We start from the raw sequence: 20,257 nt of genomic DNA on the forward strand, positions 1-20,257 counted from the left end.
AGAATAACATGCCTTTAAATTATGAGAATCTGTACAAAAAAATGGGAATTGTTTTTCTTGGTGGTTCATTAATATTGAGTACGACAGGGTGCAGTTGGTTTGGAAGTAAGGAATCATCCAAAAGTAAAACAGCCATTACAAAAAAGGTAGATAAGAAGAAACCGGATGAAAAGAAAGAAGATCTGAACAAACAAGATTTCGAAGCAATTACAGAGAATGCAATTCAAAGTAAAGATAATGAAGTTGCTTATGTTCTCGAAGAGCTGGATAAATCGAAAATTAATTTTAAAGAAAAATCTATTGTAAGTAATCTTCAAAATGGAGATGAAACGACTTCTCGTGTTCTAGCACTCTTTGATAAAGAAACGAAAGATAAATCAATTCAAGATACAGCAAAGGATAATGTAATTGCAGCTATTACAGATAATAAGCCACAAGTCACCGTGAATGGAGATCATTTTGCATTTGGTGATCAAAATATTGATTCTTCAGTAGCGAGTATAGGCGATATTCTTCCACCAGAGAAGAAACCAGATGCAATTGTGAACCCACCAATTATAACGGGGGGTGAGAATGGTAATACGGAAAATACAGGGTCAGAAAAACCAAAGCCGCCAATAGAGCCAGAAAAACCAACAAATCTAGAGAAACTGACAGAGCCGGAAAAACCAACAGATCCGGAAAAACCAACAGAACCGGAAAAACCAACAGATCCAGGTAAACCAACAGAACCAGAGAAGCCAACAGAACCGGAAAAACCAACAGAACCAGAGAAGCCAACAGAACCGGAAAAACCAACAGAACCAGAGAAGCCAACAGAACCAGAGAAACCAACAGAACCAGAGAAACCAACAGAACCAGAAAAACCAACAGAACCAGAAAAACCAACAGAACCAGAGAAACCAACAGAACCAGAGAAACCAACAGAACCAGAGAAACCAACAGAACCAGAGAAGCCAACAGAACCGGAAAAACCAACAGAACCAGAGAAACCAACAAATCCAGAGAAGCCAACAGAACCGGAGAAACCAACAGAACCGGAAAAACCAACAAATCCAGAGAAGCCAACAGAACCGGAAAAACCAACAAATCCAGAGAAGCCAACAGAACCGGAGAAACCAACAGAACCAGAGAAGCCGACAGAACCGGAGAAACCAACAAATCCAGAGAAGCCAACAGAGTCGGAAAAACCAACAAATCCAGAAAAGCCAGTTCTGAAACAAAATGAAAAGATGGTAGCGAGTAAATAAAGAAAAACCAACTGATATTGTCAAAAAGGGTACTCATAAAAAGAGTACCTTTTTAATTTGAAGCTAGATTGAACAGAGGTGATGCTTTGATATGTATAGTGAAAAAATATCAATCAAATATAAATTAGCTGAAAAAGAAGTACTCATTCCATTGAGTGCTTTTTTGTTTGTTGGAATGTTATTGATCGCTAATTTTTTACTCAACTTATCCTTAGAGCTGATAGAAACAACTTTTAGTGATTTATTACATCCCAAACCGTTTCATATGGAGATAGGATTTTTTTTTCGGATGCCAATTGCAGAGCATCCAATTTACTACTTGTTTGTTTTCCTTGTAGTGATGGGAACTATTGCAAGAACGGTGTATAAGCTGAAATCTTCCTTTAAAAACTTAAATAATCATCAGAAAGGTTCTAGTCGTTTTACAACAGTTGAAGAGTTGAAAAAGCAATACCGAGCTGTACCAGATCGAGAGGAATCATTTAAAGGTGGCGGTGGTGTTGTTATCTCCCGACTAGGTGATAAGGTATTCATTGATGATAGCCCGGTAAACAACTTAATTATTGGTACAACACGCTCTGGTAAAGGAGAAACCTATGTATTTCCTACAATTGATGTCTATTCTAGAGCGGAACATAAACCCTCCCTAATTTTTAATGATCCAAAGGGGGAATTGTTCAGCGCATCGAAAGAAACGCTGGAAGAACGAGGTTATCACATTGAAGTTTTGAACCTGTTAACTCCACTTGATTCTATGAGCTATAACTTATTGCAGCTTGTCAAAGATGCCTATAAAGATGGAGATTATTCAACGGCACAAGCATTATGTAAGACACTCTCACACACTTTGTATTACAACCCAACTGTAAAAGATCCTTTTTGGCAACAGTGCGCTATGAGCTTGTGTAACGCCATGATATTAGCCGTTACAGATAAATGTATTGCGGAAGGTACAGAAGAAAAAATCACAATGTATGCAGTTGCAAATATGTTATCAGAACTTGGTTCAAAAGAGGTAATCGTAGATCCAGAAGCAGATCCACAAAATGCATTAGATTTATACTTTGAAGGCTTACCAGCGGATAGCGTTGCAAAGATGCAATATGCAACCTCAAACTTCTCAAAAGGAACGACACGAGGCGGAATTTTCACTCAAACAATGAACGGACTTTCTATTTTTACATTTGATGAAATCGCTAAAATGACAGCAAAAAATAGTGTGGATTTAAAACGTGTCGGTTTTGGAAAAACGATAAAAGGAAAAGTGACACCTAGAAAACGAGTAGACATTGTATTTCCAGATGGCTCAAAGGAGTCTATCAAGGCAGATATTACAGGACGTTTTGCATTAGATTTCAAACAAGTAATACAAGTTGGAGATACCATTCAATGTAATGAAAAAGAAAACCCTCAAACGAAAACATCTATTACTATTACAAAAATAGATGAAAAAACGGGTCATACAGAATTTAAAGTAGTAGAAGAAAATGAAGATATGAAAATAACAAAAGTGGATTATTTCGATAAGCCAGTCGCTATTTTTATGATTACACCAGACTTTGATTCTTCGAACCATGTGATTGCTTCTATTTTTGTAAGACAGCTTTATTTTATATTGGCAAAGGGTGCATCTCTCGCTCGTGGAGGGAAATGTCACCGTGAAGTGGTTTTTTGCCTAGATGAGTTTGGAAATATGCCGAGTATTGAAGGAATGGCAAATATTATCACGGTTTGTCTTGGTAGGAATGTTCGCTTTAACCTTATCATCCAGGCATATGCACAATTAAAAAATAAGTATGGTGAAGATGCAGATACGATTGATGGAAACTGTGGGAATACCATCTACATTCTAACGAACGATCAAGAAACCGCCGAAAAAGTATCCAAAAAACTAGGGAATCAGACGATTAACCTACCTTCCCGAAGTGGGAAAGGTCTTTCTACTGATAAAAATAAAACGGAAGGTCTAGACCAACGCCCACTGTTAACAGCAAATGAACTTATGAATTTTAAAGAAGGAGAAAGTGCCGTTATTCGTGTCATAAAACGTCAGGATAATAACAGAAAACGGATCAGACCTCGCCCGATTTATAATACGGGGGAAACAGCCTTAAAATACAGATGGGAGTACTTAGGAGTAGAGTTCGATACAGATAAATCTATTTTAGATATAGATATTGATTCTCTACATGATGATGTAAATCCAAAATCACTTATTGTAGATTTTCTAGGACAGAGAAAAGCAGAACAAATTGAGAACAAAACATCAGAACCAGAACAAGAAACTTCTTCTCAAATAGAGACACAGCAGCCAGTCGAAGAACCAACAATGATGGGAATTGATGAAGAAATTCCGGAAGAGGCGTTTCAGCAGGAAGATAGCCCATTTGATTCCCTCTCCATTGAAAATTGGAAAGAAAAAACGGTTAGCGAATTTTTTGAATCTGATTTAGCTGTTTTAAAACTGGTTGATAAGTTCTTTTTAGCGCAGTTAGGAAAAGCAATAGATGAAGTTGAAAATCAAGAAATGGGTGAGTTTTACAGTGAATTTCAAATGTTAGCTCACAATGACCACATCGACAAAAGTGTTTATCAAGCAGTCGAAAACAAGATTAATCGAATCTTGCGTGATTTAGAAGAAAAAGAACAAATAACAAGTTAGAAAGCACTCAAATGATTGAGTGCTTTTTTGAATCCAAATATAAAGGGGGAAGAGGTAATGGGTGTACCAACAATAACGGATAAAATGCAATTGATTTTAGATAGTTACTCGCCATTTGTAACAGAAGAAAATGAGGTCATTCTTGGTCTGGAAGATGCGGTTCTTTTCCTTTCAGTAGATCGGGAACAAAAAGGGAAATTGATTATTCGTATTGACAGATTGAATGAAAGAGTGAATTGGGCAGCAAAAGAAGTATTAGGGCAGTAATAAGCATGAGAGGAGGATAAATCGTGAAAGATGAAGAGATTTTAAAAACTATAGAAGCGTTCTCGGATTATCTTCAAGTAGGAGACATCGTGAATTATGTATTGCGTTGGCTAGGATGGTTCCTAATTGTAGGCTTATCTTTAGTTGTAGATGCTTTAGAGGGTGTGACAGATGCCATACTGGGGATTAAAGGATTCTTTAATTCACCGGAAATACAAAATTTTGTTGATATGTTATATCCATTGTTTGTCGTTCTTTTAGCCATATCGTTTTTATATATTGGCTATATGTTCATTATGAACAAACAAATGAACCGTTCTCAAATTATCATTAATATTTTCATAACATTGAGTGTACTTTGTTTATTAAGTACTGGTATGACAAAGGTTGATAAGTTCACCGATGATGCCATAGCAGTTGTAAAATCAGAACAAAAAGGTTCCTTAAGTGATGAAATTATTAAGAAGAATATAACAGATATAGCAGTAATAGATGAAAATAAATGGAAAAAGAAAGAAGACATGAATCCGAAGAATCATATTCCAGAAAAAAACATCAGGCAGATAGATATTACTGAAAAAATAGATAAAGATTTTGAATTTGCAAAGGATAAAAAGTTATCAGATGACGGACAGGAAATTTTAAAAAATAAAAGAGTAATGGATGGGATGGGAGTTGCATCTTTAGCTGAATTAAAAGATGGATGGTTTGATTTCTTCCCAGAAAAGTATTATCGCTGGCATTGGAATTTCTGGAATATATTCTTTACTTTGCTGATAACAGGATTAACTTTGTTATTAGTAAGTATTAAATTAGCTAGATTATTTTATGAATTGTCTTTTAACTACTTGTTAGCAAATATATTAGCACCAGCCGATGTTGCGAATGGTCAAAAGTTAAAAGCTGTATTATCTAATATCCTCAATATATTTATAGCAACGATTATGATATTCCTATCTTTGAAGCTATACCTAATAGGAACAGCTTTTCTCCATGACAAATTAAATGGTGTACCGTATCTGATTGCATTAGCCGCATTTAGTATGGCTGTTCTAGATGGTCCAGCAGCCGTAGAAAGGTTATTTGGAATAGATATTGGATTAAAGAGCAGTTGGGGTATGTTAGTAGGTGGTTTCGCACTTGGCAAAGGAATTGGCAGTCTTGCAAATTCAAAACCTATGAAGAGTCTCGGAAATATGATTGGAAAAGGAGCGAAAGGTGCAGCAGAAGGAACGGGTGTTGCAGCAGCTAAAACAGCAAGTGCGGCAGCGATGGCAACAGGTGGCGTGGCAGGGCTTATAAGCGGTTTGAAAAAAGGGAATGAGTCTGAAAATAAAGAGTCCTTGCAAGATCAAATGAAAAAAGCGGATCAGAAAAAAGCAAATAGTAATGATGTAGCAAAAAAAGAAAAAGGTAACTTAAATAAGGAAAAAGATAAAAAGAATGGTGGTACGCCATCTATTCAAGAAGATATGAAAAAAGGAGGGAACGAAAACCCAGGGGGAGCGAATGGGCAAGAATCGGGAACAACAAGTCTTCAAGATGAAATGAAAGAAGCTGGAAAATCAAATGGAGCGATTGAAGGAAATCCAACAGCAGGAACAGTAAGACAAGGAGCAAATGAAGGAAATCCAACAGCAGGAACAGTAAGACAAGGAGCAAATGAAGGAGGTCAAACACCAGGAACAGTAAGACAAGGAGCAAATGAAGGAAGTCAAACACCAGGAACAGTAAGACAGGGAACAAATGAAGGAAATCAAACATCAAGCCTGGCACCAATGGAAACACCAAGATCAGTACCAAGTGGAAGTAGCCCGGCACCAATGGAAACACCAAGATCAGTACCAAGTGGAGGAAGCCCGGCACCAGTGGAAGCACCAAGATCAGTACCAAGTGGAAGTAGCCCGGCATCAGTGGAAGCACCAAGATCAGTACCAAGTGGAAGTAGCCCGGCACCAATGGAAACACCAAGATCAGTACCAAGTGGAGGAAGCCCGGCATCAGTGGAAGCACCAAGATCAGTACCAAGTAGAAGTAGCCCGGCACCAGTGGAAGCACCAAAATCAACACCAAGCGGAAGTAGCCCGGCATCAGCCGACATAGTAACGGTGACACATAGTAGCCCAATTATTCCTTATGAAAGTGATAAAGAAGTGGCAGCAAGTAGAAGTCAAGAAACACGGACATTAGGACAATATACAACCGAAAAGGTTAAAAATACTACATCATCGGTAAAACAAAAAGTAAGAGGAGTACAAGAACGAATTCATAATTCTGAAACGGTACAAAATACAAAGCGTTTTTATCAAATGGGTCAAAATACGGGTAAAAGTTGGAGAGATATCGTGAGCAAAAATAAAAAGAATACGGATAAAAAATAAGCGTAATCGTACGCTTATTTTTTATTGTCGAAAAGGAGGGAATCCCGATGAGAAGCTATCGGATTCCGAAGGAAATCAGTACAGAATTACGGATTAATAAAGTACTTTATTTAATAGATTTCTTTTTATTAATTGGTTTACTAGTTGTAACAATGATTCTTAGGAATTTCGTACATGAGTCCTTTCAGTTACCATTTATTCTTTTCATGGTAGCTATTGCAATTATCATGATTTGGCGACCAAGTACGAATCCACAAAAACGAATGTATGAAGTATTGATTATTACATTGCTAAGAAGGAAAGGTGCATATTGCGCCATTGATAACGATCAATAAGGGAGGGATCACATATGGCGTTATTTAGCGAAAAAGATATAGAGAAAGAAAAGCCAAAACAACTAGAAAGACCGAAGAAAAATGCATTTCGATTTAACGAAAAAAATGTAAAAGAATCAATTACTGAACCAAAAGAAATTGTGAAAGTGGTACCCGACAAAAAGAAAGAAGAAAAACCAAAGGTAGAACCACAAGTAAAAAAACAGAAGAAAGAAAAGCCAAAGAAAGATGTTTCAAAAAAGAAAAATCCAAAACTGTTAGGTTTTTTATCTAGAAAAAAGAAAGAAGCGCCACCAAAGGTAAAGAAAAGCATTGCGGAAATTATGCAAATTGTAGACATGACAGAGGATGGCATATTTGAACTGAAAAATGAGGAGTTTTTAGAAATTCTTCAAGTGGAAGGTGATGATATGTTCTCTAAGAATAGCGACGAGCAAGCATTTGTTATTTTCTCACATGCGTATTTTTATCAAGCTTACAAACAGTCCATTAAACTCGTTTTTTTAAACTTCCCATGTCAAACAACCGAACAACAACGATATATTGAGAAGAAAATTAAAGAATGTACTAGTCCTTTGTATGAACGAATTTTAAATCAAAAGTTAAAAGAACTTCAGTTTTTAGAATGGGGCAGAACCAATCGGGAAGCCTTCTTATTTATTTACGGAGAAACAGAATTAATCGTAAAAGAACGTGTAGATGCAGCAAAACGATATATCAAGCGCTCTACTGAACTATTAGAGGTGGATGAAGAGAAAAAGTTAGAGCTTATGTTTAAATTGTTCAATCAAAATGCAAAATTAGGAACGAAAAATATATGGTAGTAAGGGGGCAACAATATGTTTGCGTTCAAAAGTAAAAAATCAAAAAAGGAAAAACAAGAAGAACTAAAAAAGAAGAAAGGTTACAACCCTTATTTAGTGGCTAGAGTTCAGCCACAAGGGGGAATTAGTTTTAAAGAAAGTTATTTTCAAACAGGTGATGGATTAGGTACTTGCATTCATGTCTATGATTATCCAACAGAGGTAAATGATTTTTGGTTAGAGCAAATTATGAATATGCCAAATGTGATTACAACATTAGATGTCATGAGTGATAATCGAAATGAAGTTGTTGAATCGATTAATAAATCCATGAGTGAACAAAGTGTTCGGCATGATACAGCGAAGGATAATATAGATCGGATCGATGCGAAAAATGAATTTTTAGAGCTGGAAGCTCTCTATACGGATTTGAAACAAGGTGAGGTCATGAAACGTATTCACATTCGTATTTATGTTTCCGCTAGAACAATAGATGAGCTAGAAAAACAAGTAAAAGAAATCCTGGAAACATTAGAACCTTATAACTTTCGAGGAGCTGTCTTTTTAAATGAACAAGAGTATGAATGGGATGCACTCGTAACGAGCTTTGATACACAAAAAAATTATGTGAACCGAAGAAAAGGGAAAGAAATTCCGGCAGTCAGTTTGGCTGGTGGGTGTCCGTTTCATTATTCCTATTTGCACGATCCATACGGTACGTATTATGGAACAACGAAAACAAAAGGAAATGTTATTTTTGATATCTTCCATAAAGACAATCAAAGAAAGAGTTATAACGGTGTAATGATTGGGAAGTCTGGTGCGGGGAAATCAACATTGTTAAAAAAGAAAAGTGTGGATTATGCAAGTAAGGGTCATTTTGTTCGGATATTTGATGTTGTAGAAGAGTTTACAGATACAGTGAAAGAACTAGGAGGAAAGACCATCTCATTAGACGGTTCTCAAGGTCAAATTAACCCACTTCAAGTGTACAAAACAGCAGAACTTGAAGAAGTTAGTTTCACTCAACATCTATCTAAATTGACAATTTTTTATCGATTCATTGCGCCAGAAGCAAAAGATGATGAAATTAAAGAATATGAAAATTTGCTTCGTAAATTATATATTCGTATGGGATTATGGAATGACGAAAAAGGAGCGAAAAATGAAATTACAACAAGAAAATCAAAAGAATATCCGATTTTCTCTGACTTTTTAATGTTTGTTCGTAAAGAATTATATCAAGATGTAGAAGCTAGAAAGCATCATGATAATTTAGGAGACAGTAGAATTCATCGTTTAGAATTAATTGAATTAAATCTTACAAATTTAGTAGAAGCATATGCAGAATTATTTGATGGTCATACTACAATTGAAGATTTCAAGAAAGAACAAGTTGTATCCTTTTCCTTACGGAATATATCCAGCTTTAAACCAGAAGTATTCCAGGCACAGATCTTTAATGTGTTAAATCTCCTTTGGGATGAAATGATTTCAAATGGTGCGCCTCAATTAAAAGCCTTTAATAAAAAGCAACTTGCTTTTGAAGATGTAACTCGTTATTTCATTATTATTGACGAGGCGCACCATATCATCAACACGAAAAAAGAAAGTGCTCATGCGCTACAATTTTTAACGAAACTTAGCCGAGAAGATCGAAAATACTTTGCAGGGCTTTTATATGCAAGTCACACGATTCGTGATTTTGTACCGGAAGGATCTTCACAAGAAATGATTGATGAAATTAAAAAACTATTTGAACTTACACAGTACAAATTTATCATGCAGCAAGATAATAACAGTTTAGATATGTTACGAAAAGTATTTGCAGGACAGTTAAGTGAAAGTGAGATTGCAGCGATTCCACATTTGCCAACAGGGGATGTCATCTTAAGTATTGGGGCTGTAAAAAACATTCATTTTCATGTAGAAGTAACAGATGAAGAATTGATGTTATTCGGGGGAGGTGCTTAATACTATGCATCTAGTTTTAAAGATTATACCAAAGAAATGGCTCATCACTTTAGCACTACTTGTGATGGGTCTTTTTTCTTTTCTTTTACTTGGAGTAGTAAGCATTTTTATTGCGGCAATGGGGAGTGATAGTGGAACAGACACGGGTGATATTACGTATACAGGTGAAGGGCAAGTCATGAATGTTTCACCTGAAGTTCTAAAATGGGAACCTACGATTCGGAAGCATGCAAAAGCTTTTGGCGTGGAACCGTTTGTCGCTTTAATGCTTGCACAAATGATGCAAGAGAGCGGAGGACGTGGTAGTGATCCGATGCAGAGTTCCGAAGGCGCATTTAATACGAAATATTGTAAATCACCAAACTGTATTACAGATCCAGACTACAGTATTTGGGCTGGTGTACAGGAGTTTAAACATGCGATAGAAAGAGCCGGAGTAACGAGTCCTGGGGATATGGATCATATCAAAACCGCCCTTCAAGCCTACAATTTCGGGACAGGATTTTTTGATTTTGTTGGCGCAAATGGTGGCAAGTACACGAAAGAATTAGCAATCAAATTTTCACAACAACAGTATCAAAAAGTAAAACATACCGGAATGTATCATTGCCTTAGACCAGAAGCCGTACCATATCAAGCGTGCTACGGCGATATTTTGTACGTTGACGCAGTTTTAAAATATTATCAGCCAGGTTCTGTCGTTTCTGGTGGCGGAGGAAATCCAGGAAGTAGAGGAAGTAGCGGTTCGAAAGTTGCCGATGTAGGTCGCCAATGGATAGGACGTTCTACCTATGTATTTGGTGGAGGACGTAACACGAATGACATCGCAAGAGGGATTTTTGATTGTTCAAGTTTTGTACGCTGGGCGTTCGAACAAGTAGGTATGTATACCAGTCCAATAGGAGCAGTAAGTACGGAAACATTAAATAAAATTGGTACAAAAGTATCAGCAAATGATATGAAACCAGGTGACGTTATTTTCTTTGATACCTACAAACATGACGGACACGTTGGTATTGTAATTGATAAAAATACTTTTATTGGATGTCAAACGAATAAAGGTGTTTCTATTGAAGATTTAAATAATCCGTATTGGAAAAAAGTCTTTTCTGGTCATGTAAGAAGGTTCTAAAAACCGAAAGAATAGGAGACTAAAAGAATGAAAGATAAACGAAAATCTTTGTTTATTGTGTTTGTCATTTTAGTTGTAGGTGTAACAGCTTTTAATATCTATTTGAGCAAAAAATCAATGAGCGATGGCGAAGAAAAACAGTTAAAACTTTCAAATGAATTACTAACAAAACAAAATGAAGACTTAAAAAAACGACTGGATAAGGTGCTTCCTTCCGCACAAGAACAACAGAGAAGTGCGTATTTAACGACAGCCGAAACGTTTATTCAATTATCATTTCACAGAGAAAAAGAAGGGTACAGCGAGCGAAAAGAAAAGGCAAAATCCATTATGAGTGAAGAACTTTTACAACAATTTTATCCAACTGATAAATACGAACTAGGAGATACCTATAAAACAAAACCAATAGAAATGAAGTTTTATTTACAAGAAAATGAACCGGATAAAGAGGAAGTAAATGTGTTAGCTGAATTTATAAATGTCACGACAGATGCAACGCAAAACCGAGAAGAAAAAGTAAACAATGTGCTACGAATCATCATTAAAAAAGAAAATGAAACATGGCGAGTTACAAGTGTGGAAGAGTTAAATATGAAAGTTTTATAACGAAAAAGGTGGGGTGAGAGTGTGATAGGTGCAATTGGTAAGAAGAGTGAAAGAATCAATCTAAGAAAAAATAAGTCGTGGATCTACTTAACAATTATAAGCTTTCTATTTTTAGGTTTTTTCGCTTTCCTAACATCTAAAATTTACATGCCAAACGATGAAAAACTATTTCATACAGAGACAAATAAAGTAATTAAGTTGTCGGGTATGGGGAAATTGATTGTAGAGAAAAGGGAATACAATCCACACAAAAATTTTATGCAAATTTACTTTCGATTAGAAGGATATGAGGAAATAGGATATACATTTAAAGCACAGCAAAAAGCAAATCCAGGTGTTCAATTACCTGTCAAAGTATTGTATGAGGAGAACGGAAAATACGTAGTAGAAGTAAAAGACTTATCTCCGAATTGGGGAGCGTTAGCTTTCGATATTTACAATAAAAATGGTGAAAAAGAACAAATGGATATTCGTAAATTTACACAAGATGTAAACGAATCTGAAGAAGAAAATGCAGCAACAAAAAGTCCGAATAAATTAGTTCAGACGATTTTTACCGATCAAAGAAAAACAAAAGCGAATGACGAATTGATAGCTGAAGATAAAAAAACATATGAGCTAGATTTTATAGAATGGGACAAAAAGGATATCGAAACAAAGATAAAAAATTATGGGAAAGCAATCAAACTGGAAGAAGAAAATGCGAAGACAGTTTATGAAAAAGTAAAAGAATTACAAGATGAAATGAAGTACCAAACGGAAGCAGAAAAAACGGAAACTCAATCAAAAATAGCATCTTTAGAATCAAAAATAAAATCATCAGAAAAGAACGTGGAATTGTTTAAAGGCGAACAAAAAATCGCACGAGATAAGATCAAAAAATTAGAGCAAAAGGCACAAGAAATTAATAAAAAGTGAAAAAAGATATAGGGACACGATGGAGACATTGAGGTGAAATAAGGGGACATGAAAGGGACATTAAGAAAAAATAACGGGACATGGTGGAGACATTAATAAAAAAGGTAGGGACACTATGGGGACATTCAACTTCTTTTCTTGCCCCCATCGTTTCGCTAGGCTCCGCCTAGCCCCACACCCTCGGTGGGGGCAGAAACCCCTTATGCTCTTCTCACTATTTTTTGATCTCTACCCAGAATTGCAGAAAGGAGCCGAAATTGTGAATCTAAAAATAAGAGATATAGATCCAGTTGCCTTAAAGAAAATAGATGAAATGGCAAAGAGAAAGGGAATATCCCGACAAAAATTTTTGAAAGCTCAAATTGAAATGTTGGCATTTTTTCAGCAACAAAATAAAAGGGAAATGGAATTAGAAAATCTCATTGAAAAGAATATCCATATGATGAGTGATTGTTATAGCGCAATGGAAAAAATGAATGAGTTTATTCAAATGATGATGCAGGATGTTGAAAATGAATAATGCCATTCCTGTTCAATCTTCCGTCACACCAGGTGTTGTTTTAAAAACGAAATTTGTGTTGCCAAGTTCGGATGCTTTTCAAAACTATATTGATTATGTAGATCGGGAGGAAGCGAAAAGTGAAGTGAAGCTGAATCCGAAAATGTTTGAAACGTATCAAGACTACATGGGGGATTCAGAAAAGACATCATCACTATTTACGGAACACGCAAATCGTTTAACAGAAAGTGAAAAAAAGTCCTTAAAGGAAATGTTTAAAACCGCTCATGAGAATGGAAGTATCATGTGGCAAGATGTCATTTCTTTTCATAATCCCTGGTTAGAGAAACAAGGAATTTATGATGAGAAAACAAAAACGTTGGATGAAAAAAAGTTAATGGATGTAACACGGCTTGCGATGAAGGAAATGCAAAAAAGAGAGGGGTTGGAAAAAAGCTCTATCTGGTCGGCAGCCATTCATTTTAATACGGATAATATTCACATTCATGTAGCGACTGTTGAACCATTTCCAACGAGAGAACGTGGTAAAAGAAAACCAAAAACATTAGATGCAATGAAGGGTAAAGTCGTAAATAATTTGTTAGATCGTAAGCAGGAACAAAAACAAATTAATGATCTAATTCGAAACAATATGGTGGGAAGGAAAAAAGAAGATTCCGTTTTTGATTGGCGTAATCAACATTTGAAACCATTGTTTTTACAAATCTATAAACAGTTACCAAGTGATAAAAGACAGTGGCAATATAGCTACAATACGATTCAACCATTAAAGCCGCAAATTGATGAATTAAGCAGTCGGTATATTCAACATCATCATAAAAAAGATTACGATCAGTTTCTCCAAAAGTTAGATAAAGAAGTGCAAGTTTTTAAAGAAGCATATGGGGAAGGAAAGTATGATAAGAAGCAATATGAAAATTATAAAACGAATAAAATCGGTGACCTGTATAAACGAATGGGGAACGCCTTTTTACAAGAAATGAAGGCATATGATAAAGAACAAAAAAGAATCCATCACATGAAAAAATCAAAGTCATTTCGAAAATTTCAGCAGAATGTATCTATACAGTATTCTATGAGAAAAGTGGAAGGCGCTTTTAAAAGTGAATATGAAAGTTGGAAAAATCAAAAGTATTATGAGCGTATGCAAAGGGAAAATGCATATGAAAATGAGAGGGGTTAGATCATGGAGAATAAAAAAATACGAATGAAAATATCATTGAATGAAAATATCCATCAATACATTCAAGATTACATGGATGAAAATAATATTACTCATCCTGGTGATGCTATATCGAAAATTTGTATGGAGCATCAAGCATCAAAAAGTTCAGAATGGTCATTGAATTATATTTCCGAAATTGTATCAAAGAATCTACACGATGTGTTGAAAAGTGAACTAACAAAAATTCGTCTTGGTGCAAATAGTGCAGATCGAAATACACAAGTTCTAATTGAATTAATGAATGGATACTTTTTTGCTAACGACTTGGATTTAGAAAGCATTATTACAACAGATAAAATAGAAGTCGGTGGCGTAAAGATAGCAAAAGAAGTTGTAGCGGAACGGATTAGTAATGCAAGACAAAAACGTATAGATCATGAGGCATCAAAGAACAATGTAACGTAAGCTACATTGTTTCTTTTTATAAAAAAAAAGGAGGTTAGTAGGATGTTATTATTTCATGAAGATATCGCATTAGGAGTCATTAAAGAGGTTGGAGAAGGTGAACTTGTTTTACTTGTAAAAGAGGAAGAACTAACAATCAAAATTACACGAGAACAAGAAGAAGAACTTGCAGTCCATGTCATGAATCAAGAAAATATGTTAGTTCCGGTTAATGTGAAAACTCATGAGCTTTTCTTTGATACAGCTGAGAGATGGAATGAAGAAGAAATGGAGGAATTACAAAAAGCGAGTGAAAGTGTAGGAGAAGAATATGAGTAAAAGTTATAAGAAAAAGTATCAAAAGAAATCACCGGAAGAAAAAAGAGAAGAGGTTCAAGCTTTAACAAAAAAGATGGAAAAAAACGTAGAAGGCTATTTTCGTACACCAGAAGATATGAAAGAATATTTAACGTTTATGGCAAAGTTTTATAAATATTCACCACAAAATGTTTCGTTAATACAAGCACAATTTCCAGGAGCCCAAGCAGTGGGCTCTTTTTCTTTTTGGGAAAAAGCGGGCTTCCCTGTTGTTACAGGCGTAGGACATAAAGGAATTAAAATTCTTGTTCCAAACAGAACTGTAGCAAAATTTAAAGATAAAGATGGGACATGGAAATCCGTTACAAAGGCGAGTGAGCAAGAGAAAAAACAAATTGAATCTAAAAGCGTAGAAGTGAAACCAGGTCGCTTATATTTTGCTATCGGTCATGTGTTTGATGTGTCCCAAACAAACGCAAAAGCGGAAGATCTTCCTCGTATTTTTCCGAATCGTTGGCTAGACGGGAGCGTAACAGATTACAAGAGTTTGTACAAGGGAATGGAAGCCATTGCAAAAAAAAACGGTGTGAAAATTATTGAGCCGAAGCAAGAACTTGGGGTCGCAAAGGGGGTTAGTTACACCTTAACAAAAGAGGTTGCTTTGAATCCTAGAAACAGTGAATTACAAAATGTTAAAACACTTCTTCATGAATTGGCACATGCCAAACTTCATACAGCAGAGACACATATGAATTACACAGCACCAGAAAAAGAGTTTCAAGCAGAAATGACAGCTTACGCCGTTTCTTCTTATTTTGGAATTGATACAAGCGAATATTCACTAGGATATTTAGCGAGCTGGACACAAGGAAAAGAAATGAAGGATAAAACAAGATTATTAAAAGAAGTACATGAAACTTCGATTGAATTTATTGAAACAATTGAAAACACACTAGAAAAGGACAAAGAACAAATAAATGAAAAAGAGGTGGAAAGTATGGCAAATAGAAATGAAAAGCAGGACGAAAAAAATATTTTGTTGGTTGAATTTATGAGTTTAAGTAACACGACACAAGAGCTTGTTTCCGTTACGGAGTTAAGGGAACAAGCGGATAGAAACAGAGCGTTTGAGCCCGTAGAAGGCGCAGAAAAATTGAGTGATAAAGAATTTATTGATGCATTTAACGAAGCGAATCAAGAAAAGTATGCAGCACTAAATCAAAATGAAATAAATCGTCCAACTATGTTAGTTCAGTGGAGCGAAAACGAAAATTTTAAAGGTAGTCAGTTGATTCCATTTGGAGAGGCCAATGAAAAAATGGCTGAAGTCATTAAAAATATTGAAAAAGCAAAAGAGGAAGCAAGAGAAAGGGATGAATACGTACCATATGATAAAACTCGTTATCATATTGCCATTCCAAAAGAAGTAGATAGAGATTTTGGGAGAATGGAGCTTGTGAGTATGGATCGTTTGGATATGGGGGATGGGGACTACAAGACACCATATGAACAAGTATTAAACGAGAAAAGGTATTTATCGGATGAAGTAAAACAAGCGTTACGAGATGAAGTGATGAATTATAGAAATAACAAAGAAATACCGATGGAAAAAGCACAGGAAAATACAATAGAAAAACCGAAAGAGACACCCAATCACTTAGTTACAATTGAAGTATTAGCAAACGGTATACAAGATGAAGAGCTTGCAAGAATCCACATGATGGATGCCGTTACGAAAGATATCAGTTATTTGTCTGTATGGAATCAAGATAAAACAGATCGGGACGATTTATATGTTTCCCTCATGGAAAAGAACGGGAAACGAGAAAATGTCTATTTAGATAACATTTTGAAACCAGATTTATATGAAAAGGTTCAAAGTTCTATCTTTTATGGAAGAGGGAATTTGTCATTTGTTGTTTATGAAAAAGATGCAAATATGAGTCTAGATGAAATCGTAAAAGATGAACGATATGGACTCTTGGTTGATAAAGCGGAGGCACAAAAAGATTACTCATTTAATGAGAAAGAAGTGGAATTATATAAGGAAATGAAGACAGATGGATATGCACCTATTGCTTCTCTAGATCAACAAATTCAGCCTTTAAAAGAAAAGGAGCCAACTACATTAGATAAAGATTTAAGCCGAAAATTCGAAGCATACAGACGTTCACAATATGAAGAGACACCAGATAATATTGATAGCATTGTCACTCGTGTAAAAGCTGAAGAACGGTATTATACAACGAAATATGTTTCGATTGATAATGAGCTGGTAAGCCAGGAACACGTAGTAAAATTAGAAAACCAGGTGGATGAGAAGCTTGGAAAAGAAGGAATAACGGTGAATCAGTCAACAACTACAAAGGAAATGGATTTTGATAAAAATTTTCAGCCATTGAATGGAAAACAAACGAATGATAAAGAAAAAGACAAGAAAATAGATCCTGGTAATGTAGATCAGTCGAAGTCTACAAAGAAATCGGGTAGAAAAAAAGAAACAATGGAGATGGAACGATGAAAAATTTAATAACAGGAATACCAGATTAAATCATTTTTTGTTACTCAATTGAGATAGCGGAGAGTGATTTTTTTATATCTAAAAATGAAAGAGGGTAAAAGGAAAAGCCCTCTTTCTTATTTATAGAACGAAAGGAGATAATGCCATGAATGTATGGCTGTTTGCGGGCTGTATGTTCCTTGTAGCTGTCTTTTTGAACATGTTGCTATTATTTGGTCACAGAATAATGAAAAAGCGCAGAAATAAGAAATGGAAGCGTAAAACTGAAATTGCAGATTAATAGGAGGTAATACGTATGGGAAAAACATTATTTATTGCAGAAAAGCCGAAGGTAGCTGTTGAATTATTAAAATCACCTAGATTTAAAAACTCAAAAAGATATCCAGGGAGCAAGCCTTATTATGGTTACTATGAAAATAAAAATTACATTATTAGTTGGTGCCGGGGGCATTTATTAGAACTAAAACATCCGGAGGAGATGGACGAGAGATACAAAGAATTTAAATTTGATCACTTACCCATTATTTTAGAGCCGGAATATAAAGAGAAATCGGATAGTCTAGAACAAATTCAAATATTAGTTAAGTTGTTAAATCGTCCCGATGTGGATCATGTGGTCAACTCTTGTGATGCAGATAGAGAGGGTGAGCTTATCTATCGTGAATTATATGAATATGCAGGTGTGAACAAGCGAGAATCCCGTCTTTTTATCTCTTCCTATGAAGCCGCAGAATTAGAAGGAGCATTAAACCGATTAGAACCAGGAACAGACTATAACGGGCTTGCACAATCGGCTAAAGCAAGACAATACCTGGATTATATTCTAGGGATTAATGTTACAAGAGGCTGTACATCCAAACTAGCAAGAAACCAATTCTTATTGGCTTCTGGTCGTGTTCAAATGTGTATCTTGAATGAAATCCGTCAAAGGGAAATCGCTATTCAAAATTATAAAGAACAAACCTATTACAATTTAAAGCTACTAACGGAAAACGGTTTATCACCAGTAATGAAAACAGAAGATCAACTGATAGATCCATCGCCACTACAAAAGCTTGGAGATAGCTTGAAAGAAACGAATGTAATTGTAACGGAATTTAAAGAAAGCAATAGAAAAAAGAAACCAAAATTATTATATAACTTAACGGATATCTACAAAGATGCTCACGCCAAACTGAAGATAAATGCGGAAACAGCAAAAAAACAAATTCAGAGTTTGTATGAAGAAGGCTTTATTACTTATCCTCGTTCTTCATCCAGGCATTTACCTACTGAGCAAGTGGAACGAGTGAAGGAAGTAATGGCAGCATTAGAAAAAAGCATCTATGCAAATCTCGTACAACAAGTAATCCCATCTTCTATTACAAAAAAACACACTACATTTAATGATGAATTAGTCAGTAGTCACTTTGCTATCATTCCAACAACAAAATTATATGTCGGGACCAACCGAAATCCATTAGAAAAACAGTTATATGACTTAATTGTAAAACGATTTATCGGGAATTTTATGAAACCAGCAATCTATCTGGTAAGAGAAGTACATTTTATAGATCAAGAGGCTAATGCATACAGTACAAAAGAAAAGATCCTACAAGAGAAAGGGTTTCTAAGTGTGTTTCAAGAGGATATAGAAGAGGGATCAGTTGAAGCATTTCAGATACCTATTTTACGAGAAGGAGATTCTTTCAGAATCGTTCAGTATGACTTGATTGAGTCTCGAACAAAGAAACCAGCCTTTCATACGGAAAGTTCCATTTTAACCTTTATGGAAACGGCAGGGCGTAAATTAGATGATGAACATTTGAAGGAACTTATGAAAGGAAAACGGATTGGGACAGTCGCAACGGAAGAAACATTTATTCCGAAACTGTTAGATCGTAGCTATATTGATGTCACTAATAATCAAATTCGAACAACACCTATTGGTCGTGCGTTTATAGATGCTTTTCCGGTAGATACAATTAAAAATCCAGCTTATACGGCTGAAATGGAAGGGATGATTTACATGATTGAAAAGAACGAAATGAAATATGAGGAATTTGTAGAGAAAACAAATACGTTTGTAAAAGATACGGTGGAACAATTAGGCGCAATGGATGATAAGGTTTCGGATAGCATTATTTATACTTGGAATCAGCAAATTGAAGTGTGTAAATGCCCTTGTAGAAAGGGAAAAATCCTTCATAAAGGAAATTTTTACGGATGCAGTAATTATCCGGAATGTGAAATCTCCTTACCGAAAAAAATTAAAGAAAAAGCGATTCCGGAAGCGCAAGCGAAAAAGCTGTTTGAGGATAAGAAAACCGACCTTTTAAAAGGGTTTAAGTCCAATGAGAAGGAGTTTTCCGCTTATCTTGTGTTACATGAAGGGAAAGTTAAATTTCAGTTCCCAACACAAGAGGAGCTGTCATTTGGTAAATGTCCAAAATGTAAAAAAGGGGATATGCTTCATCGTAAAACGTTTTATGGATGCACGGAGCATAAAAACGGATGTGATTTTATGTTACCAGCCAAAATGAAAGGGAAAGCAATCCCTGGTAATCAAATGAAGAAGCTAATTCAGTATAAAACAACGGATTTTATCAACGGCTTTCAAGGAGAAAAGGGAGAATTTACAGCAGCTATCTATATGGAAGCGGACGGAAGTTTGAAATTCCGTTTTCCAACGACTGAAGATCGTACCATTGGTAAATGTCCATTGTGTAAGAGTAGGGTTCTTGTAGGGAAAAGTAACTACTTATGTGAGAAATACAAAAAAGGCTGTGATTTCATTATTTTTGGTACATTCTCTGGTAAAAATTTAAGTAGTAACCATGTGAAAAAGTTATTAGAAAAGAATGTAACGGATCAGATCAAAGGGTTTATCTCAAACAAAAACGGGAAGAAATTTGACGCTCGTTTATCATACAGCGTACAGGAGAAGCGATTAAAATTCTTATTCGGCAAATAAAAATGAAA

General features: G+C 35.5%; 17 protein-coding genes. All 17 read left to right on the forward strand.

All coding sequences use genetic code 11. The features are described 5' to 3' along the window. Nucleotides 1–8: 8 nt before the first annotated feature. The 17 genes from AC0OM3_RS11545 to AC0OM3_RS11625 all read left to right on the forward strand — a co-directional run bounded on the left by AC0OM3_RS11545 (nt 9) and on the right by AC0OM3_RS11625 (nt 20,249). Complete coding sequence (locus AC0OM3_RS11545; protein WP_474211883.1) at nt 9–1,250, forward strand: hypothetical protein; 1,242 nt, start codon at nt 9–11, stop codon at nt 1,248–1,250. A 91-nt stretch (nt 1,251–1,341) separates the two neighbouring features. Next, entirely contained in the window at nt 1,342–3,912 is a 2,571-nt protein-coding gene (locus tag AC0OM3_RS11550; RefSeq protein WP_474211885.1) for a VirD4-like conjugal transfer protein, CD1115 family, read from the forward strand. Between the two features lie 57 nt (nt 3,913–3,969). Beyond that, complete coding sequence (locus tag AC0OM3_RS11555) at nt 3,970–4,179, forward strand: hypothetical protein (protein WP_474211887.1); 210 nt, start codon at nt 3,970–3,972, stop codon at nt 4,177–4,179. A 23-nt stretch (nt 4,180–4,202) separates the two neighbouring features. Next, a complete protein-coding gene (locus AC0OM3_RS11560) occupies nt 4,203–6,560 on the forward strand; it encodes a pLS20_p028 family conjugation system transmembrane protein (RefSeq protein WP_474211889.1) in 2,358 nt (785 codons plus the stop codon). A 47-nt stretch (nt 6,561–6,607) separates the two neighbouring features. After that, nucleotides 6,608–6,895: a DUF5592 family protein gene (locus AC0OM3_RS11565; RefSeq protein ID WP_001258281.1), complete on the forward strand. Its 288-nt coding sequence runs from the start codon at nt 6,608–6,610 to the stop codon at nt 6,893–6,895. A 14-nt stretch (nt 6,896–6,909) separates the two neighbouring features. Beyond that, entirely contained in the window at nt 6,910–7,719 is an 810-nt protein-coding gene (locus AC0OM3_RS11570) for a hypothetical protein (RefSeq protein ID WP_474211891.1), read from the forward strand. A 15-nt stretch (nt 7,720–7,734) separates the two neighbouring features. Beyond that, complete coding sequence (locus tag AC0OM3_RS11575; protein ID WP_474211893.1) at nt 7,735–9,672, forward strand: VirB4 family type IV secretion system protein; 1,938 nt, start codon at nt 7,735–7,737, stop codon at nt 9,670–9,672. Between the two features lie 4 nt (nt 9,673–9,676). Further along, entirely contained in the window at nt 9,677–10,804 is a 1,128-nt protein-coding gene (locus tag AC0OM3_RS11580; protein ID WP_474211894.1) for a bifunctional lytic transglycosylase/C40 family peptidase, read from the forward strand. A 27-nt stretch (nt 10,805–10,831) separates the two neighbouring features. Continuing rightward, nucleotides 10,832–11,410 carry a MerR family transcriptional regulator gene (locus AC0OM3_RS11585; RefSeq protein ID WP_474211895.1) on the forward strand — a complete coding sequence of 193 codons (579 nt, stop codon included), beginning with the start codon at nt 10,832–10,834 and terminating at the stop codon, nt 11,408–11,410. A 21-nt stretch (nt 11,411–11,431) separates the two neighbouring features. Next, on the forward strand, nt 11,432–12,328 hold the full coding sequence (locus AC0OM3_RS11590; RefSeq protein ID WP_474211897.1) for a hypothetical protein: 897 nt from the start codon (nt 11,432–11,434) through the stop codon (nt 12,326–12,328). Between the two features lie 259 nt (nt 12,329–12,587). Beyond that, nucleotides 12,588–12,848: a hypothetical protein gene (locus AC0OM3_RS11595; protein ID WP_002104153.1), complete on the forward strand. Its 261-nt coding sequence runs from the start codon at nt 12,588–12,590 to the stop codon at nt 12,846–12,848. After that, nucleotides 12,841–14,031: a MobP2 family relaxase gene (gene mobP2, locus AC0OM3_RS11600; protein WP_001057731.1), complete on the forward strand. Its 1,191-nt coding sequence runs from the start codon at nt 12,841–12,843 to the stop codon at nt 14,029–14,031. The genes AC0OM3_RS11595 and mobP2 overlap by 8 nt, the downstream gene beginning before the upstream one ends. A 3-nt stretch (nt 14,032–14,034) precedes the next feature. Continuing rightward, on the forward strand, nt 14,035–14,478 hold the full coding sequence (locus AC0OM3_RS11605) for a hypothetical protein (protein WP_474211899.1): 444 nt from the start codon (nt 14,035–14,037) through the stop codon (nt 14,476–14,478). A gap of 42 nt (nt 14,479–14,520) precedes the next feature. After that, nucleotides 14,521–14,796, forward strand: coding sequence for a hypothetical protein (locus tag AC0OM3_RS11610; protein WP_098566832.1), 276 nt, complete (start codon nt 14,521–14,523; stop codon nt 14,794–14,796). After that, nucleotides 14,789–17,296 carry an LPD25 domain-containing protein gene (locus tag AC0OM3_RS11615; RefSeq protein ID WP_474211901.1) on the forward strand — a complete coding sequence of 836 codons (2,508 nt, stop codon included), beginning with the start codon at nt 14,789–14,791 and terminating at the stop codon, nt 17,294–17,296. The genes AC0OM3_RS11610 and AC0OM3_RS11615 overlap by 8 nt, the downstream gene beginning before the upstream one ends. A 145-nt stretch (nt 17,297–17,441) precedes the next feature. Continuing rightward, complete coding sequence (locus AC0OM3_RS11620; RefSeq protein ID WP_257133851.1) at nt 17,442–17,576, forward strand: hypothetical protein; 135 nt, start codon at nt 17,442–17,444, stop codon at nt 17,574–17,576. A 15-nt stretch (nt 17,577–17,591) separates the two neighbouring features. Then, a complete protein-coding gene (locus AC0OM3_RS11625; protein ID WP_474211904.1) occupies nt 17,592–20,249 on the forward strand; it encodes a type IA DNA topoisomerase in 2,658 nt (885 codons plus the stop codon). Nucleotides 20,250–20,257: the final 8 nt, after the last annotated feature.

The sequence above is a fragment of the Bacillus sp. FAU20 genome (assembly GCF_056033865.1).

Bases quoted from the DNA above. Each gene is read 5' to 3' on its own strand.
- AC0OM3_RS11545 (WP_474211883.1), top strand. From the start codon at position 9: ATGCCTTTAAATTATGAGAATCTGTACAAAAAAATGGGAATTGTTTTT.
- AC0OM3_RS11550 (WP_474211885.1), top strand. From the start codon at position 1,342: ATGTATAGTGAAAAAATATCAATCAAATATAAATTAGCTGAAAAAGAA.
- AC0OM3_RS11555 (WP_474211887.1), top strand. From the start codon at position 3,970: ATGGGTGTACCAACAATAACGGATAAAATGCAATTGATTTTAGATAGT.
- AC0OM3_RS11565 (WP_001258281.1), top strand. From the start codon at position 6,608: ATGAGAAGCTATCGGATTCCGAAGGAAATCAGTACAGAATTACGGATT.
- AC0OM3_RS11570 (WP_474211891.1), top strand. From the start codon at position 6,910: ATGGCGTTATTTAGCGAAAAAGATATAGAGAAAGAAAAGCCAAAACAA.
- AC0OM3_RS11575 (WP_474211893.1), top strand. From the start codon at position 7,735: ATGTTTGCGTTCAAAAGTAAAAAATCAAAAAAGGAAAAACAAGAAGAA.
- AC0OM3_RS11580 (WP_474211894.1), top strand. From the start codon at position 9,677: ATGCATCTAGTTTTAAAGATTATACCAAAGAAATGGCTCATCACTTTA.
- AC0OM3_RS11585 (WP_474211895.1), top strand. From the start codon at position 10,832: ATGAAAGATAAACGAAAATCTTTGTTTATTGTGTTTGTCATTTTAGTT.
- mobP2 (WP_001057731.1), top strand. From the start codon at position 12,841: ATGAATAATGCCATTCCTGTTCAATCTTCCGTCACACCAGGTGTTGTT.
- AC0OM3_RS11605 (WP_474211899.1), top strand. From the start codon at position 14,035: ATGGAGAATAAAAAAATACGAATGAAAATATCATTGAATGAAAATATC.
- AC0OM3_RS11610 (WP_098566832.1), top strand. From the start codon at position 14,521: ATGTTATTATTTCATGAAGATATCGCATTAGGAGTCATTAAAGAGGTT.
- AC0OM3_RS11615 (WP_474211901.1), top strand. From the start codon at position 14,789: ATGAGTAAAAGTTATAAGAAAAAGTATCAAAAGAAATCACCGGAAGAA.
- AC0OM3_RS11620 (WP_257133851.1), top strand. From the start codon at position 17,442: ATGAATGTATGGCTGTTTGCGGGCTGTATGTTCCTTGTAGCTGTCTTT.
- AC0OM3_RS11625 (WP_474211904.1), top strand. From the start codon at position 17,592: ATGGGAAAAACATTATTTATTGCAGAAAAGCCGAAGGTAGCTGTTGAA.